The organism is Streptomyces sp. NPDC049879 (assembly GCF_044461265.1).
Classification (GTDB): Bacteria; Actinomycetota; Actinomycetes; order Streptomycetales; family Streptomycetaceae; genus Streptomyces.
In genome coordinates this window covers 117,280-134,249 of sequence record NZ_JBITKT010000001.1, presented here as the reverse complement: position 1 = coordinate 134,249, position 16,970 = coordinate 117,280, and the positions used below count along the sequence as shown (strand labels likewise).

General features: G+C 66.0%; 10 protein-coding genes. 2 read left to right on the top strand and 8 right to left on the bottom strand.

The genetic code is table 11. The features are described 5' to 3' along the window. The 5 genes from ACIBPC_RS00620 to ACIBPC_RS00600 form a co-directional block, all read right to left on the bottom strand. Complete coding sequence (locus ACIBPC_RS00620; RefSeq protein WP_398840311.1) at positions 1-1,608, bottom strand: protein kinase; 1,608 nt, start codon at positions 1,606-1,608, stop codon at positions 1-3. A 116-nt stretch (positions 1,609-1,724) separates the two neighbouring features. Then, on the bottom strand, positions 1,725-4,937 hold the full coding sequence (locus ACIBPC_RS00615; RefSeq protein WP_398840309.1) for a type I restriction endonuclease subunit R: 3,213 nt from the start codon (positions 4,935-4,937) through the stop codon (positions 1,725-1,727). Further along, on the bottom strand, positions 4,934-6,199 hold the full coding sequence (locus tag ACIBPC_RS00610) for a restriction endonuclease subunit S (RefSeq protein ID WP_398840307.1): 1,266 nt from the start codon (positions 6,197-6,199) through the stop codon (positions 4,934-4,936). The genes ACIBPC_RS00615 and ACIBPC_RS00610 overlap by 4 nt, the downstream gene beginning before the upstream one ends. 35 nt (positions 6,200-6,234) lie before the next feature. After that, positions 6,235-8,229, bottom strand: coding sequence for a class I SAM-dependent DNA methyltransferase (locus ACIBPC_RS00605; protein ID WP_362967787.1), 1,995 nt, complete (start codon positions 8,227-8,229; stop codon positions 6,235-6,237). A 121-nt stretch (positions 8,230-8,350) separates the two neighbouring features. Further along, positions 8,351-10,435: an N-6 DNA methylase gene (locus tag ACIBPC_RS00600; RefSeq protein ID WP_398840306.1), complete on the bottom strand. Its 2,085-nt coding sequence runs from the start codon at positions 10,433-10,435 to the stop codon at positions 8,351-8,353. A 154-nt stretch (positions 10,436-10,589) separates the two neighbouring features. Here ACIBPC_RS00600 and ACIBPC_RS00595 point away from each other — a divergent pair, with 154 nt between their 5' ends. Continuing rightward, positions 10,590-11,411, top strand: a complete 822-nt coding sequence (locus tag ACIBPC_RS00595) for a hypothetical protein (protein WP_398840305.1) — start codon at positions 10,590-10,592, stop codon at positions 11,409-11,411. A 263-nt stretch (positions 11,412-11,674) separates the two neighbouring features. Here the strand turns inward: ACIBPC_RS00595 and ACIBPC_RS00590 are convergent, their stop codons facing one another. Next, positions 11,675-13,810, bottom strand: a complete 2,136-nt coding sequence (locus ACIBPC_RS00590; protein ID WP_398840303.1) for an AIPR family protein — start codon at positions 13,808-13,810, stop codon at positions 11,675-11,677. A gap of 330 nt (positions 13,811-14,140) precedes the next feature. Continuing rightward, complete coding sequence (gene ychF / locus ACIBPC_RS00585) at positions 14,141-15,229, bottom strand: redox-regulated ATPase YchF (RefSeq protein ID WP_398840301.1); 1,089 nt, start codon at positions 15,227-15,229, stop codon at positions 14,141-14,143. Positions 15,230-15,422: 193 nt separating this feature from the next. On the opposite strand from ychF, the gene ACIBPC_RS00580 reads away from it, so the two are divergent. Then, on the top strand, positions 15,423-15,935 hold the full coding sequence (locus tag ACIBPC_RS00580) for a DUF6542 domain-containing protein (RefSeq protein WP_398840300.1): 513 nt from the start codon (positions 15,423-15,425) through the stop codon (positions 15,933-15,935). Positions 15,936-15,945: 10 nt separating this feature from the next. Here ACIBPC_RS00580 and ACIBPC_RS00575 read toward each other — a convergent pair whose 3' ends face one another. Next, a complete protein-coding gene (locus ACIBPC_RS00575) occupies positions 15,946-16,938 on the bottom strand; it encodes a 4-hydroxy-3-methylbut-2-enyl diphosphate reductase (RefSeq protein ID WP_398840298.1) in 993 nt (330 codons plus the stop codon). Between the last annotated feature and the right edge of the window lie 32 nt (positions 16,939-16,970).

Genomic DNA, 16,970 nt, shown 5'->3' with positions numbered 1-16,970 from the left:
TCAGTTTCTGCGTGTGACGGCCCTGCCGGTGCCGGTAGTACGCGAGGTCCGCAGCCGGATACGCACGAGTGCGTCCCGCACCTGGGCGGTCTCCGGGGCATCCGGTCCGTACTCGGCCATCAGGTCCTGGTATAGCGGCATCAGCACCTCGACCGCCTCGCGCAGCCGGTCGACCGCCTGAAGCAGCAGGCCGACATGCCTGCGTACCTCAAGGACGTCCACGTCGTTGTCCGGCAGCTCCTGCCTCATCTGCCCCAGTACGGCCTCGAACTCGATCAGCGCACCTTCGCTGTCGCCGAGCTCCATCCGACAGAAGGCGGCCTGCCTGCGGCAGTAAAGGGCATCTTCGCCACGGGCAGGACCTGCGGCATCCAGTACCTCAACGAGTGCTTCGTACTCCGGTAGTGCTCGTCCGTAGTCATCGTCACAGAAGAGCGCGAGCGCGTGGACAAGACGGAGGCCGACCATCAGCGGTTCGGAAGCGCTACGCACCGCAGCAGCGCGGGCCAGGACGTCCTCCAGCATTCCGGATGCCTGGGAGAACCGCTCCTCCTCGACGAGCGCCGCTGCGTGGCCGCGGGCCTGCTGCAGTTCCTCATCCGGTACGGCAGGGGCGGCTGGCCGCAGTGGCGAGTCCCCAGCGGTCGGCGTGTACACGGCCTTCTCGGCCGGGCGGGGGCGGGGCGCGAGCGGACGGCGGTAAGGGCCCGTGGGGTCAGTGACTCCCTGCCCCCGCTGCTCGGTGGTCCGCTCGGAGTCGGGTGCGGGGAGGAAAGGCACCAGACGGTCGTAGACATCCTGGGCTGAGTCAGGCCGCTGATGGGGCACCTTGGCCAGCAGATCCAGGACCAGCCGCTCCAGCGCCGGGGCCACCTCGGCGCGCAGCCCGCACAGCGGGGCTGGCGCCCGGTACATGTGGTCCTCCATCAGCTGGAACTCCGCCTCGGCCGTGAACGGCGGCTTCCCGGCGAGCAGTTCATGAAGGATGCAGCCCAGCGCATAGAGATCACTGCGGGGGCTGACCGCGGCCGCCTGGATCTGCTCGGGCGACATGTAGCGGCGGGTGCCAATGATGTGCCCGGTGGACGTCAGCTTGGTGACATCGGTTCCGAGCACAGCGGCGACCCCGAAGTCGAGAACCTTCACGGTGCCGTCCCCGGCGACCATGATGTTGTCCGGCTTCAGGTCGCGGTGGACGACGGGCACGGCGTGCGCGTACGAGAGCACCGAGCAGACCTGCGCGGCGACGGAAACCGCCCAGCTGACCGGCAGCACACCGGGCCTGGCGAGGATGTCGGTGAGCAGCGCGCCGCGCACCAGCTGCATCACCATGTAGACGCCGTCCGCCGCCCGGTCGAGCACCGCGTCATGGACCGCGGGCACCCCGGGGTGGTCGAACTTGGCTGTGACCCGCGCTTCCCGCTTGAAGCGCTCGGCCAGCTCTTCCGCGTCTGGGCCCGGCGTGGTCAGGTCCCGGCGGATGAGTTTGACCGCCACGTCCCGGTTCAGGATTGGGTCGTAGCCGAGCCAGACCTGTCCCATCCCCCCGGTACTGATCCTGGTCCGCAGTTCATAGCGTTCGGCGATGACTCGTACTTCTGGCGCCACCTGCGCTGTCCTCCCCGTGCCCCGTAATCATGTGTGCCCAGTGTGGCGCGTGTCGCCGTGAACCGTCCACGGTTACGGGGAGTTGCCGTGGACGGCCCGCGCTGCCCGCGGTGGGTTCAGGCCGCGTCGTCCATGCCCAGCTCGCGGCGCAGCATGCGGAAGGCGTGCCGCCGCAGGTCACGCTTAATCGACTCCCGGTGATCGCGGTCGGCGTGGAAGTAGTGGTCCCCCAACTCGCGAACGGAGTCGATGTGCTTCATCATCTCGGCGTCCAACACCGGGTCGATGACGTGTTTGAATCCGTCCTCGTCGTCCTGCGAGGCGGATCGCCGGACCTTTTCGTCGGCCATCACCGCCCGCAGCGGCACGATGAAGTCCTCCTCGGTGAAGTCCGTACCGAACCGCTCGTTAAACCGGTCGATCACCTCGGCCAGCGGCGACTTCTCGGGCTCCGCGGCACCTCCGGCACCACTACCGAAGCCCTTCAGTTCGATCGCGCCCTCGGGAGTCAGGCTCACATTGACCTCCCCGACCCTCTCCAGACGCACGGCCTCGAGCCGGGTTTCCCCGATGTCCACCCCGCCCGCCTCGCGCGGGGGCAGCCTGCGCAGCAGATGCTGCCCGAAGAGGTGCAGGCGCTCCAGATCAATGTCGATGTACGGCACGATCTGCGCGAGGAAGCTGTACTTGCGCACATAGTCGGCGAGGTCGGCCCGGAACTGCTCAGCGCTTTCGTGCTCGGCACGCACTTCGCTGTCCCTGAGCGCGATGAACCTGTCGCGGGCGGGGTCGGTGTGCCGGTAGAGCTCCGCGTGCAGCTTCTCCCAGCGGGTGTCGTCACCGGCCGCCGCCTCCTGAGCCCTGAGGTAGTCGGCCACGAACGCCTGCATCTCGCCGACGAGCAGGATCGGCGGATCCATGACTTGATGCTGCGCGTCGTAGACCAGGTTGGGGTCGGTGGGCATGGTCTGGGCTTCTTCGAAGAACGGTCGAAACTCGCTCTGGATGACGTGCGGGTCGTTCGCGAAGTCCAGGACGCACAGATCCTGCTGCTCCTTGAGCGGGTGTGTGCGGTTGAGGCGGGAGAGCGTCTGTACGGCGGCTACGCCCTTCAGCTTCTTGTCGACGTACATCGTGGTCAGCAACGGCTGGTCGAAGCCCGTCTGGTACTTGTCCGCGACCACCAGGATCCGGTACTCGCGCTGCCGCCCGGCTGATGTGCCTTTCTTGTCGTCGGCCGCGGTGTACGCGAACCTCTTGCGCAGCTCGCCCTCCGAGAAGCCGTTGAGTTTCGCCTCGGTGACCTCCTCCTCTCCCTCCTTGAGAGAGCCGGAGAAGGCGACGAGTACCCCGGGGTCCGGATAGCCGTTGTCGTCGAAGTACTTGACGATCTGTCGGTACAGCTGGAGCGCGCCGTACCGCGATCGGCACACCACCATGGCCTTGGCCCGCCCTCCCAGCCGCCTGCGGGTGTGTACCATGAAATGCTCCGCGATCACCCTGGCCCGCTGCACGGCGGTCGTGGTGTGGCTGTGCGCGGTCAGGGCGAGCAACGCGTTGGCCTTCTTCTTGTCGACCTCGCGGTCCGCCTCATGCGGGTCCTCATTGACCATCTGCCAGTACGTCTCATACCTCACGTACTGGCACAGCGGATCAAGGATGAACTTCTCTTCGATCGCCTGCCGCATGGAATAGGTGTGGAAGGGCTCGTAGAGGCCGGTGAGCGGGTTTTTGGTGCCGAAGAGCTTCAGCGTCTTGTGCTTGGGTGTGGCGGTGAACGCGAAGTAGGAGAGGTTCGCGCTCTGTCCGCGAGCACGGGCGGACGCAGCGAGACGTTCGTCGGTGGTGGGCTCCAACGCTTCTTCCTCGGCCTCCATGGCTCCGGTCTCTTCGTCGTCGGCGTCGAGGCCGAGATCGCGCAGCGCCTTCTTGACGTCGGTGGCGGCTTCGCCCGACTGGGAGGAGTGCGCTTCGTCGACGATGATCGCGAAGCGACTGCCTCGTATCTCGACCGGCGACTTGCGAAGGTAGGCGAGCAGTGCTGGGAAGGTCTGGAGGGTGACGATGAGGATCTTCGCCGTCTCCTGGGCAAGCGCATCCGCCAGCTGCGACGACTTCGAGCCGCCTTTGCCTCCGATTCCGAGGACCAGGCCATTGGTCTGCTGGAAGTCGCCTATGGTTTCTTGCAGCTGATCGTCCAGGACCGTGCGGTCCGTGATCACCAGCACCTTGTCGAAGACCGACTCGTGGCTTGCGTCATGCAAGTCGGAGAGCCGGTGGGCGAGCCAGGCGATGGTGTTCGACTTGCCGGACCCGGCGGAGTGCATGACCAGGTAGTTGTGCCCCGCTCCGTTCCGCGCGGCGTGTGCGGTCAACTCCCTGACGGCATGCCACTGATGGAAGCGCGGAAAGATCAGCTTCTTGACGGTGCTGCCGTCGTCCTTCCTCTCCATGCTCTGGTGAACGTACCGCTCCAGCAAATCCAGCCAAGTGTCCGGGTGCCAGATCTGTTCCCAGAGGTACGAGGTCCGATACGTGCCGGCGCGAGCCGCGTCAGGGATCGCCGGGTTTCCGGCACCGCCGCGGTTTCCGGGACCGTCGGAACCGGTGTTGAAAGGCAGAAAGACGGTGTCCCTGCCCTTCAACTGGGTAGTGAGGAACACAGCGTCCGGATCGACCGCGAAGTGCGCGAGGGCGCGCTTGGCGAAGAGCAGCTCCCGATGGTCCCGGGTGGCCCGGTACTGGTGCATGGCTTCGGCGGTACCGGTGCCGGTAAGCGGATTCTTCAACTCGGCCGTGGCTACGGGGATGCCGTTGACAAAGAGGGTGAGGTCAGGCTTGTTGCCCTCGTCCTTGCTGGTCGCGCCGTCCGGCGCACGGCGGGTGGCGTAGATGAGATCGCGGACGACGGTGAGCCGGTTCTTGCTGTACGAGCTGAGGGCGCCGGGGTCGATCGTCTGTGACGGCTTGAAGTAGGCGAGGTCGAAGTGGATGCCATGCGCCTTGACCCCCTGGCGGAGGGTCTGGAGGGTGCCCCGCTTGTCGATCCACCGGGCGAGGTGCTCGGCGAACGCGCGCTGGGCGGTGTCGGGGTCGTTGTCGTAGTAGCCCGCATAGTTCAGCCAGGCCTTGTTCTGGGTGGCACCAATGAACGCAAAGACCTGTGCGGTGTCGAGGGCGAGGTCGCGGCGGTAGTCGGAGTTGAGGCCCATCTTCCAGCCGTGGGCGAGGAGCCAGTTCATGATCGCGACGCGGAACGCCTCTTCGTGGTGGACCTTGTGCTGGGGCCCTTTCGGGCCTTTGTTGCTGAACGGATTGCTGTGAGTCATGGAACTCGCACCCCCCGTGCGGTTGTCACGTCGATTTGACCGGTTACGGCGGCGGTGATCAAGGCGCTCCGGCGCTCAGCGAGCAGATCCAACTGCTCCCCCACTCTGTTCGCAAGGTCACGCAGCAATCTAACCTCTTCATCCAGCTCGGAGGTAATTTGATCTTGAACCTCGCGAGGCGGGAACGGGAATCGTAGAACGCGCAGCTGTTCTCCGGTGAGGTGCGCGATAGTAGTAGTGTTCCCTTCCACTGCGAAGACATTGAGTGCGGTAGCCGCACGCATGCAATAGTAAAGCCAACGGGCTGAGCTTTCACCCCTTGGGCGCGCCCGATGCAATGCCTTCTGATAGTAGATTTCACCTACCTCGCCCCGCCAAATAGCGGAACGCCCCGGCTCTCCACCCTCACAGATTAGAAGATCCCCAGCCCGCACTTCATAGCGAGACCTTTCGCTAGGTGGGAAGTTCATTCGCAACAAGTCATGCGTCGCAATGCGGTCCCACTGAACGTTCGTATTTCTTAGATACGGCCGCAGATACTCTCCCTCCACTCGCTCCTGGTTCAGCATCTTCCCCAGTAGCACCTCGTAGTGGTGCGAAACTGCCGCAACTGCCCAAGCTTCGGGGACTGACCCCATCCAGGCGAGCCCACTCCCCTTCCGTTGCCCGGACTGACTAGCCCCGCGAACCGCATGGAAAACTGCGGAAAGCTCTCGCTCACCGAGGAGCGCAAGTTGGCGGGTCCGCTTCGCGATCACGTCGTCAATGTGACCAATCTGCACATCAAGGAATCTAGAGATCCGTCGCTGTTCCTCGGCGGACGGAAGCGGAACGGCAAGCCGATTAATATCACGCTGAAACAAGTGCGGCACACCCATACCGTCCTTGACAGCAGAAATAGCACTCTGTGTGATATCACTCGCGATTACATATCGCAGAAAATTGGGGTCGACATCGCGAGCGCGGAGAACTGCAATAGATCCATTGACAGTGGCAGGACGAGGAAGGTCGCGAACGATATTTACAATGCCGAGAGTGTTGCCATCTTTGGCCAATAGCACGTCCCCGGTGGCGAGCTTCAGGTCCGGCGACTCCTCGTACCGGAACTCGGAGATGAAGTTGACGTTCTCGAAGTCGATCTCGGCAGACTTAATGTTGGGCGTGGCCAGAAAGGCGTAGCCGTCTTCCTGGTACTCGGCGGCCGTAAGCGCCTTCCACCCAATGCGGGCATTGACCGAAGCGACCCGGTCCACACGAGTCAACTGCCAATGCTTAGGAATTCTCCCGAAGGCCCCCTTCACTTCGTCACCTCCCCGAGCAGCCACTGAATCTCGGCCTCCAGCGACGTCAATTCCGCGTCGATCAATTCCAGCGGCCTCGGCGGCTCATACACATAGAACTGCCGCGTGAACGGAATCTCGTAGCCGATCTTCGTCTTTTCGTGGTCCACCCACGCGTCCGGTACATGCGGCAACACCTCGCGCTTCATATACGCGTCGATGTTCTCCTCCAGCGGCACGTTCTCGTTGTCGCGGAGGTCAGGGTCCGGTTCTGGGTGTGGGTCGCCCTTCTTGAGGTACTGCTCCTCACCCTCGGGGTCGCGCACCCCCACCACATCTCGTAGCGCCTTCTGGAACGGCTTGCCCGTCGGCATCATCAGTCCCGCCGACACCATGGCCTCACGGATCGCGTCCCACGCTTCCGCTTTCGTCGCCCATCGCTCACCCACCAGCGACTTCAATGCATCTGCGAACGCCCCGGCGTCAACTGCTTTGTCGATCGCAGCCGAAGCCCGGAGCGCGGGCAGCGTCTCCTCCGTCACCTCGAAGCGCAGCTTCAACGGCCGCTCCACGGTGATGCGTTGGTAGCCGAACTCCTTCGTGTCGAAGATCTTCGCGTTCTCCGGCAGCGGCTGTTCAGGGTCGGCCGCCGCAGCCACCGCCTCCGTGTACATGTCCGTCACCGCCGCGATCTGAGCATCGGAGATGACCTTGCGCTTGTCCCCAAGCGACTTTCGCATCTTCGTCCACTGGCCTCGCGCGTCCAGCAGAATGACCTTGTCCTTAAGGCTCCGGTGCTTCCTGTTCGACAGGATCCAGAAGTAGGTGGAGATTCCGGTGTTGTAGAAGAGCTGGTCCGGCAGAGCCACGATGGCCTCCAGCAGGTCCTCTTCCTCCAGGATCCACCGCCGGATGTCGGACTCGCCGGAGCCCGCCCCACCGCTGAACAGCGGCGACCCGTTGAAGACGATCGCGATACGGCTTCCGCCCTCGAAGCCGCCCTTCCCGTCAGGACGCGCAGGCTTCATCTTCGAGATCATGTGCTGGAGGAAGAGGAAGGAGCCGTCACTGATCCTCGGCAGTCCCGCGTGGAAACGATCCCCGTTTCTAGCGAACCGCTCCACATCCTGCTTGACTTTCTTCCATTCCACTCCGAAGGGCGGGTTCGCGACCAAATAGTCGAACTTCTGCTTCTTGTGGCCATCCTGGGTGAAAGAGTTTCCGTACTTGATGTTGTCCGGTTCCTGCCCCTTGATCAGCAGGTCGGACTGACAGATGGCGTGCGACTCGGAGTTCAGCTCCTGCCCGTACAGCCCGACAGTCGTTTGCGGGGCCTTGCGCTTGATGTGCTCCTCGGTCTCGCTGAGGATGCCGCCCGTCCCGCAGGCCGGGTCAAGGACCGTCCTGGTCTTGCCCTCCCCTTCGTCCGGGGCCAGCAGCAGGTTCACCATCAGCCGGACCACCTCGCGCGGTGTGAAGTGCTCACCTGCGGGGTTGTCTTCGGAGAACTTCCGGATGAGCTCCTCGAAGATGTAGCCCATCTGATGGTTGTCGATGCCGTCCTTGTCGTGCGGCTCCTTCGGCAGCCGCAGATCGATCTTGGCGAATTCGCCGACCACCTGGTAGAGCAGCCCTTTCTCCTGCAGATCGGAGATGTGCTTCTCGAAGTTGTAGCGGTCGAGGATCTCCCGGGCGTTTTCGGAGAAGGCACTGTAGTAAGACTTCAGCAGCGTCTGCGCCTGTGAATGATCCTTGGCGATCAGCTTGAAGGTGAGCTCACTGGTGTTGTAGAACCCGTGCCCCGCGACCTCGCGGAGCTTCATCTCCCGATAGGCCAGCGGGCGACCCCGCTCCTCCATCTCCGCAACCTGTGCCAACACAGCGGCCTTCGTCGGCTCCAGCACACAGTCCAGTCGACGCAGCACGGTGAACGGAAGAATGATCTTCCCGTAGTCATGTGCTCGGAAGTCACCGCGCAGCAAATCAGCGACCTTCCAGATGAAGTTGATCATCTCCGAGTGCCTGCTGTGGTCCTGCTCCACCGTTGTCCTTCCGGGCCGCCGGGGCGGCGAATGCTTCAGTGCGGTACGTACAAGGTCAGTGTGTCGTGTGTGCGGGCTGATTCGCATGAGTTCAGGCCGGTGGCGGCGGTCGCAGAGCACCTGCCGTGAGTGCGGCCCGTAGCTGCCCGGCCGTCTCCTCGCCCTGGAGTGCAGCCCGGCGCATAGCCGTCACAAAGGTGTGCAGCCGCCGGAACGCTGCTCCGTATGTCCGCTGCTCCTCCAGCGACAGCAAAGGCACTTGAAGTCTGCGCGCGTCCACCCGAACGATGGACGTCCCTTGGCTCGCCCGCTGCACGTTGGCCGGGTCGGCGAGGAAGCCGGCGAGGAACCACGGGTCGAGCCGCGCCTCGTCCGGGCGCAGCAGGTGCAGGTTCCTGCCGAGCAGCGCGCCCGCGTCGGTGTCGTCCGCAACCCGCGCGGCGGTCCTGTCCGCGGACAGCAGGGTCCCGGGGATGATCACGTCCCCGACCATGATCCGCACCGCGTCCTCATCCCCTGCCGGACCGCGCCCGGACGGGGAGCGCCCCTCGTTCACATCCGCAGCCGTGAGGACGGGATCGTCGCCATCCGAATCCCCGTTGCCGCCCTTCGCCTTGGGCCTGAGCAGAGTCAGCGCCCCCGTACGGATCAGATCGGCGAGCGGGGCCATCGTCCATGGCCCGCCCGTCCGGGAGACGCCCCAATCGTCGCTCGGGGCGAGTGCCGATGCCTGCGACAGCACGGAGCCGAGGCTGTCGCGACGGCCGCTCAGGGTACGGCGGAGGTCGTCTACCTGCGGCATGCCGCGCTCCCCCGCGAGTCGTGGCGCGGGCGTGAGGTCAACTGTGTCGTCGAGCAGATCCGTGATTGGGACGGCACGGTACACGCCTGGCATGGCAAGACACTTCTCAGGCGCTGCAAGCAGCTTTCGGTAGATGACGGAGGGACGCCCGCCACGACTGTTCATGTCCGGCAACGACTTGCAGTTCATGAACAGCACATGGCTGGCCTCTGCGCCATTGCCCCCGCCCGGCCTCCGCAGCACCCACAGATGCAGCCCGATGTGCGCCGGCGGAGCGGCCCCGGCAGGCAGTGCCAACACAGCCCGCAGCGCGCCGTGCCGTACGAGCGCCGCCCGGATCCGCCGCCCAGAACTCCGGGAGGCGACGGACGGCGGCAGCAGCATGACCACCACACCACCCGGCCGCACCCGCGACAGGCTGTGCTGCACCCAGGCGAGCTCGGACTCGGACCGGGACGGCAGGCCGTACTCCCAGCGGGAGTCGTACGCCAACTCGTCCGCGCCCCAGTCACGTTCGTTGTACGGGGGATTGCACAGGACCGCGTCGAACTCCCCACCCATATGCCGGGATCGGGCGAGAGCGTCCTCGGCATCGACAGAGCAGTACCCTTTCCCGCCCAGCCGGAGTGAGAGCCGGGACGCGGCCAGCTGGGCCAAAGGCAGCTCCCGGTCCTGGCCGTCAAGCTGCGTGGCCCCCTGGATCCGGGCCGCCTCCAGCAGGTCCCCCGTCCCGCATGCCGGGTCGAGTACGGCGCTCAGCGCGCCGTCCGGCGAGGCGGCCTTGGCCAGTGTCGCCATGAAGTGGGCCACCGCCGCCGGGGTCCCCGGCCCGCGCCTTCGCGACTCGCTCGCGTAGCGGTCGAGCATGTCCGACAGGACCTCGTCCGGCGTCTGCCGTGTCGCGGCAGCCGCGAGCTCACGCATCAGCGACGCGGAACGCAGCAGGGCGAGCGGCTCAGGCATGTCCTGAAGTGCTCTGCCGATCTCGTCGAGCATGCCGTCACCGAGACTCTCGTCGTCCAGGTCCGGCCCTTCGGCGTAGTGAAGGTAACGCGTTTCCCGTGAGGTGTGACCTTCGCGTTCCAGGAAGGCGAGGAAGAGCGCGGCCCGGGCCATCGCTTCAGTCAGCCCCGACCCCTCGGCCTCTCGCAGCAGCTCACGCCACAACTGCTGCTGCTCGGTGAACTGCGGGAGGCGGCCATGCTCGGCCAGCCACCCCTCCACATCCTCCAGCGTGAACGTGGGACGTGATTCCGTACCGCCCGTGGGAGCGGGGAAGTCGGAGTGGCGGCGCCGCCAGTTGGTCACGGTCGCGCGGCCGACGTCCGCGATACGGGCGATGTCGGAGGTACTCACCGTGGTCTGTGCGGCCATCAGCAGCCCCCTTCGTCTTCATCGAACACGCACGAACAGTACAGCACGGCAGAACAATGTTTGACAATGCTTTCAGGCGATGCTCTCATCGTTGCTATCGACGGGTGCTGCCGGTGATGGCAATGGAGGGGACGCCATGTAGAGCAACGTAGAAGTGATCACGCCCGAGCTGGCTCGCGAGTGGTTGCTGTTCAACACCAGGAACCGCCCGCTGAGCAAAGCGTTCGTCCAGCAGCTCACCCAGCAGATCGAGCGCGGCGAGTGGCAGCTCACCCACCAGGGCATCGCCTTCGACGACCACGGGGCACTGATCGACGGCCAGCACCGGTTGGAGGCGGTCGCGAAGGCGGGCATCCCCGTGCAGTGCGTGGTGACACGCGGGGTGGCGCAGTCCGCGTTCACAGTGATGGACACCGGCCGCAAGCGGAGCGGACGCGACGCCTTGGCCCTGGCGGGCGAGGAGCACAGCACCCACCTGGCCGCCGCTCTGCGCGGTCTGCACCTCTTTCTGACCGCCCCGGACTCCGCGTGGAGCGGGCAGAGCGCCGCCGTCAGTAACGATCTACTGCTCACCGTCCTCGACCAGCACCCCTGCATGCGGGACGCTGTCCGGGCGGCGATCCCGATGAACAAGGCTTTCCGCATCACCGTGACGGCCGCCGCGGTCGGCTGGTACGCGACCACCGACGCCCGTCCCGAGCTCGATCAGCTCCCCTGGCACAAGGCCCTGGTCACCCGTGCGGGGCTGCGCATCGGTGACCCGCGGCTGACTCTGCGCAATACGCTGCTGAACCTGGCGGCCGGGAAGACCCACCGCAGGCGCGACGACTCGCGAGAGCACCTGCTCTACTACCTCAAGTCCTGGAACGCCTGGGTCGAGGGCCGCGACATGAAGCTGCTCCGTCGTTCACCAGGCGAGACGATGCCGCGCATCTCGCGGCACACGGCTCGGCCCCGGTTCGCAGAGGGGGCCTGAAAGTCCTCATCCTGGAAAGGTTCGGCATCGGGGACAAGGGGGGTTCGGCCGCGCAGATCAGCTCACGCGTCGTCGGACGGGACTTCGACTTCCGATTCACGTTGAGGCCGTGCACTTTGCGCATCGAAGTCACCGAGGCTAGCGCGGAGCGCCGCGCGCTCCGCGCTAGCGCCTCGCCCACCAGATGCCGAATCGTGAGGAGACCGAGGCGGAGCTGGTTCGCCGACACGCGTCACTGTGTCGGGCGTTGCCGGAAGCTGCCCTTACTGGAGCGACTCGGACTGTTCCTCCTCGGGCAAGGACTCCGTCAGGAGCTGCTGCCAGAGCTGCTCTGCAAGGTCAACAAGCGTTCCATCCTCGCCCAGCAAACCCCACTGTTTTGGCCCCTGGACCGCGCTCCATGCCTCGCGCCACTCGGCCTGCTGCCAGATATGCGTGACCAGGCCGCTTGGCGAGTAACGGCTCCCGTCAGCCTCCCAGAGCAACGGCTTGCGCCGGTCGTTGACCCAGGTCGCGTAGGCCCGGCGCGGGTCAGCGTTCAGCCAGTCTCCGATGGCCTGCTCCTCCGTCGCGCTGGGGCGGTACATCAGTCTGGTACCGGCTGGAATACGGTCATGGTCGATGAGCAGGGTCACGGTATTGGGGCGCCTAGGCGGCTTCGAGTCGTCCCGCTGCTGGTACGCAGCGAGGTCTCCGGCATCCGTACCATCGGAGAGCGCTTGAAGGACGGCGGCGACCAGTTTTCGGGAGCGTTCCTCGCTGGCAAAGGTACTGGTGATGTAACTTCCGCCACCAAAAAGGTGATTTACCAGCGGAATAAGCTGGGCAAGCGTTGCGCCGACCCGCGCCGGCACGTCCTCCAGAGAGGACTCCCAACCTGAGTCCGGTTCGTCGATTCCCTCTGAGCCGACCTGCTGGGCGACCATGTGCGCCACCAGCAGAGCACCACTGTCAGCGATCGAACCCGCCCGTCCGGTGAGCGTGGAGCGGACCTCGTGCAAGGATTCCCGCACCCGCCGCATGAGTAGGACGCTACGCCAGATCTGATAAGCGCTCGGCCTGCGCCCGAACAGCCGGGTGTAGATGCCTCCAGGACCGTCCTCCCAGAGCGCGTCGGCTGAGCCCTTCACCCGGACCGCCAGGGCCGGGTCCGGGTGCGCGCAGGCAAGGGCGGTGGCGGCCTCGCGGACCGAGCATCCGAACGCCGGCGACGGCTCGATCTCACCGCGCTTGAATACGTAGTCCTTGTCAAGAGAGAGTCGGAAGTCCTCACGGATCAGACTCTGTACTGGCTTGATCGCGATGAAGTCCGACCGCTCCATGTGGTTCTGCGTGTTGGTCGCCTCGGTGATCTCGCCTGCGAACCCCTCCGGGGCACCGGAAACTGAGATGATCCGGACGGTGACGTACGCCTCTCCCACCGCTTCTTCGTTCTGCTGGAACGCCCGGTGGGCAGAACTGACGGTCTGCGCACCGTTGACGACGCTTGCGTTTTCGAGGACCAGCTTCACGGGCTCACTGGGTTTCTGCTTCGCGAAGAAATGCGGTTCGATCCTGTCGCACTGCACCGTGATGCCGTTATGGCGGTACCAGAAGCCCTGCGGATCCCGAATCAGACTCTCGACGAGCGTCTGGTTGACTCCGGTCAGACCCAGCGATCTGCGGACGTTGCGGTCATACAACCGCTCCCCATTGTCGGCGTACCACTGAGCAAGTTCGTCGGCCGCCACCAGCCCCGAATATGCCTGAAATGGGGTTTCCCGGGAATGCCAGCCCTGAGTCATGGTGGCGGTGAGGGTGATCGGTTCGGGGGTGAGGTCCTCGCGGACGGCACGGTGGAAGTCCGTCTGGTTCAACACTCGGTGCTCGATAGAGCGCGTGTAGCCGCCGAACTCCTCAGCCGCTTCAACGAGTATGGCCTCGGTCTCCGTAGACAGGTGTCCTTCGCCCATGACAGCGATGACTAGGACCACCTTGCAGGTAGGCACGTCAAGAACTGACCGCACACGGTCAGCGAGACGGCGGAACCTTTCGTTGAACTGATCGAAGTCCCGGTTGTCGAGCTTCTTCAGGCCGTGCACCAGCTTGTGTGCGGCACTCGTGTCGAAGCCGGCCTTGCCTTTGTCGCTCCATTTGGCCTGGATCAGCCACAGTTCAGGAGCGGAGGCGGAGAAGGCGACGGCGTCGATACCGAAGTCGTCCCGGCCGTCGATCACCGACTCGGCTGCTTCCTCGGACGTGCAGTCCGTGAGCATGCGAGCCGCCCTAGCGGACAACGCACGCGAGTTGAAGGCGTTCTCACGTTCCAACGGCTGACGTTTCTCGTAGTCAGCCAGCGAGATCAACGGATCGAACTCGCGCTTCAACGCATCGCGAACATGCCGGACTTCCAGCGGCATTGCCTGCCCGCTCTTACTCATCCCTGCCCCCAGTCACGACCGCGCGTTTGAACGTCTCATATGCTACGAGAAGCGTGGGCCGGCGGGACTGATCGGATGAGTTCGCGTCACGGCTCGTGCTGACGGCGAGGCGCACCAGCCGCTCGTAGTCGCTCCCGGCAGGCGCCCCGCCGCTGGCAGTGACGCAGGCCCCGGGAGGACGGCTTGGACCTTTCGTGCACCATCAAAGATGGCAGGCATGACTGATGAGGCCGGAACGAGGTCGTCCTGGCCTCATCACTCACTTGTATCCTCGGGCTGAACTCCACCACATCAGCGACGTGGTGGAGTTCAGTTGTTGAAGCGGAACTCCACCACGTCGCCGTCGCGCATCACGTAGTCCTTGCCCTCCATGCGGGCCTTGCCGCGGGCGCGGGCTTCGGTGGTGGAGCCGGCTTCGATCAGGTCGGTGAAGGAGATGACCTCCGCCTTGATGAAGCCCTTCTGGAAGTCGGTGTGGATGACCCCGGCGGCCTCGGGGGCGGTGGCGCCCTGCTTGATGGTCCAGGCGCGCGTCTCCTTCGGGCCAGCCGTCAGGTAGGTCTGGAGGCCGAGGGTGCGGAAGCCCGCGTGGGCGAGGGTGGCGAGGCCGGGTTCGGTCTGGCCGACGGTGGCGAGCAGTTCGAGCGCCTCGTCCTCGTCCAGTTCGGCGAGGTCGGCCTCCAGCTTGGCGTTGAGGAAGATGGCCTCGGCCGGGGCGACGAGGGCGGCCTGCTCGGCCTTGAAGGCGTCGTCGGTCAGCTCGTCCTCGTCCACGTTGAAGACGTAGAGGAACGGCTTGACCGTCAGCAGGTGCAGCTCGTGCAGCGGCTCGGCGCGCTCGGTGCCCTGAGCGATGCCGGCGGCGAAGAGCGTGCGGCCCTCCTCCAGGATCGCCTGGGCCTCCTCGACGGCCTTGACCTGCGGCTGCCGGTCCTTCTTCACCCGGGCCTCCTTCTGGAGGCGCGGGAGGACCTTCTCGATGGTCTGGAGGTCGGCCAGGATCAGCTCGGTGTCGATGGTCTCGATGTCGCTCTTCGGGGAGACCTTGCCGTCCACGTGCACGACGTTCTCGTCCTTGAACGCGCGGATGACCTGGCAGATCGCGTCCGACTCGCGGATGTGGTGCAGGAACTTGTTGCCCAGGCCCTCGCCCTCGCTGGCGCCGCGCACGATGCCCGCGATGTCGACGAAGTCGACGTGCGCCGGGACGATCCGCTCGGATCCGAACACCTCGGCGAGCCGCGCCAGCCGCGGGTCGGGGACGCCGACGACACCGATGTTCGGCTCGATCGTGGCGAACGGGTAGTTGGCCGCCAGCACGTCGTTCTTGGTCAGGGCGTTGAACAGCGTGGACTTGCCGACATTCGGCAGGCCGACGATACCGATCGTGAGCGACACGTGAGACTTCCCGGAGCGAGGTCGTGGGTCCGCCGGACGGCGGAAGGGCCGAGGACCCAGTCTACGGGCGCCTGCCGGGGCGGCGGCCTGGCGGCCGTGCGTACCGTCCGACGGGCAGCCAGGAGGACAGTCATACGGCGCGCACGCGTGTCCATCACCCCCCACCCGGGGCCCGGCGGCTTACCTTGACCCCGTGGAACACTCTACGCACACAGCTCATCACCCTCGGCACACGAATGCCGCGGCCCGGGTGCGGACACGGGTGCCCCGGCCGGCCGGCGCCGTACGAGCCAGGCCCCAGCCGGGCCGGCCCACCCGCAGGCTCCCGCGTCCCCGGCTGACCGGCCTGGGCTGCGGCGTGCTGACCACCCTGGCGATGGTGGGGTCGGCGTGGTTCTGCGAGCTGCTGGGCGGGGTCCCGACGCTCTACGGCGTGCTGTTCGTCGTGACGGGGACCGCCGCGGCGGTGTGGGTGCGGCCCGCCGACCTCGTGTTCGCGCCGGTGGCGGCGCCGATCGCGTTCGCGGCGGGGCTGTTCACCACGGGCGGCCCGCTCGACGCCGTCACGCAGCTGGCGCTCCAGGCGCCGTGGGTCTTCGCGGGCACGGCCGTGGCCGGGGCGATCGCCCTCGTCCGCAAGCTGCTGCTGCTCCTCGGCCGCAGGCTGCGCGACCGCCGCCGGGCGGCCGAGGGGCGCCGGGTCTGAGCGCGGCGGCTCAGCGGGCGGCGGCCTTGGCGGCGGCGGCCTCGGCGCGCAGGTCGCGGCGCAGTTCCTTCGGCAGCGAGAACTGGATGTGCTCCTGCATCGGCTGCACGATCTGCACGTCCGCGTAGCCCCGCGCCGACAGCCACTCCAGCACGCCGTCCACCAGCACCTCGGGCACGGACGCGCCGGAGGACAGGCCGACCGTCGTCACGCCGTCGAGCCAGGCCTCGTCGATCTCCTCGGCGCCGTCCACGAGGTACGCGGCGTCCGCGCCCGCGCCGAGGGCGACCTCGACCATGCGGGCGGAGTTGGAGGAGTTCTTCGAGCCGACGACGAGGACGAGTTCCGCGTCCGCCGCGACCTGCTTGATGGCGGTCTGCCGGTTCTGCGTGGCGTAGCAGATGTCGTCGCTCGGCGGGTCGATCAGCTGGGGGAAGCGGTCCTTGAGCGCGGCGACGGTCTCCATCGTCTCGTCCACCGACAGCGTGGTCTGGGAGAGCCAGACGACCTTCTCCGGGTCGCGGACCTCAAGACCTGCCACGTCGCCGGGGCCGTCCACCAGGGTGATGTGCTCGGGGGCCTCGCCGCTGGTGCCGATGACCTCCTCGTGCCCGTCGTGGCCGATGAGGAGGATGTCGTAGTCCTCCTTGGCGAACCGGACGGCCTCCTTGTGGACCTTGGTGACGAGCGGGCAGGTCGCGTCGACGGTGGCGAGCCGCCCGCGTTCCGCCTCGCGGTGCACCTCGGGGGCGACGCCGTGGGCGGAGAAGATGACGATCTCGCCCTCGGGGACCTCGGCCGTCTCCTCGACGAAGACGGCGCCCTTCTGTTCGAGGGTGCGCACGACGTACTTGTTGTGCACGATCTCGTGGCGGACGTAGACGGGGGGTCCGTACTGCTCCAGCGCGCGTTCGACCGCGATGACGGCACGGTCCACTCCCGCGCAGTATCCGCGGGGGGCGGCGAGCAGGACGCGGCGCTTGGTCTCGGTCGGGTCGGCCATGCGTTCATCGTACGGGGGCGGGCGGGCGGCCG

Bases quoted from the DNA above. Each gene is read 5' to 3' on its own strand.
- ACIBPC_RS00575 (WP_398840298.1), bottom strand. From the start codon at position 16,938: ATGGCCGACCCGACCGAGACCAAGCGCCGCGTCCTGCTCGCCGCCCCC.
- ACIBPC_RS00615 (WP_398840309.1), bottom strand. From the start codon at position 4,937: ATGACTCACAGCAATCCGTTCAGCAACAAAGGCCCGAAAGGGCCCCAG.
- ACIBPC_RS00590 (WP_398840303.1), bottom strand. From the start codon at position 13,810: ATGCCGCTGGAAGTCCGGCATGTTCGCGATGCGTTGAAGCGCGAGTTC.
- ACIBPC_RS00605 (WP_362967787.1), bottom strand. From the start codon at position 8,229: ATGATCAACTTCATCTGGAAGGTCGCTGATTTGCTGCGCGGTGACTTC.
- ACIBPC_RS00600 (WP_398840306.1), bottom strand. From the start codon at position 10,435: ATGGCCGCACAGACCACGGTGAGTACCTCCGACATCGCCCGTATCGCG.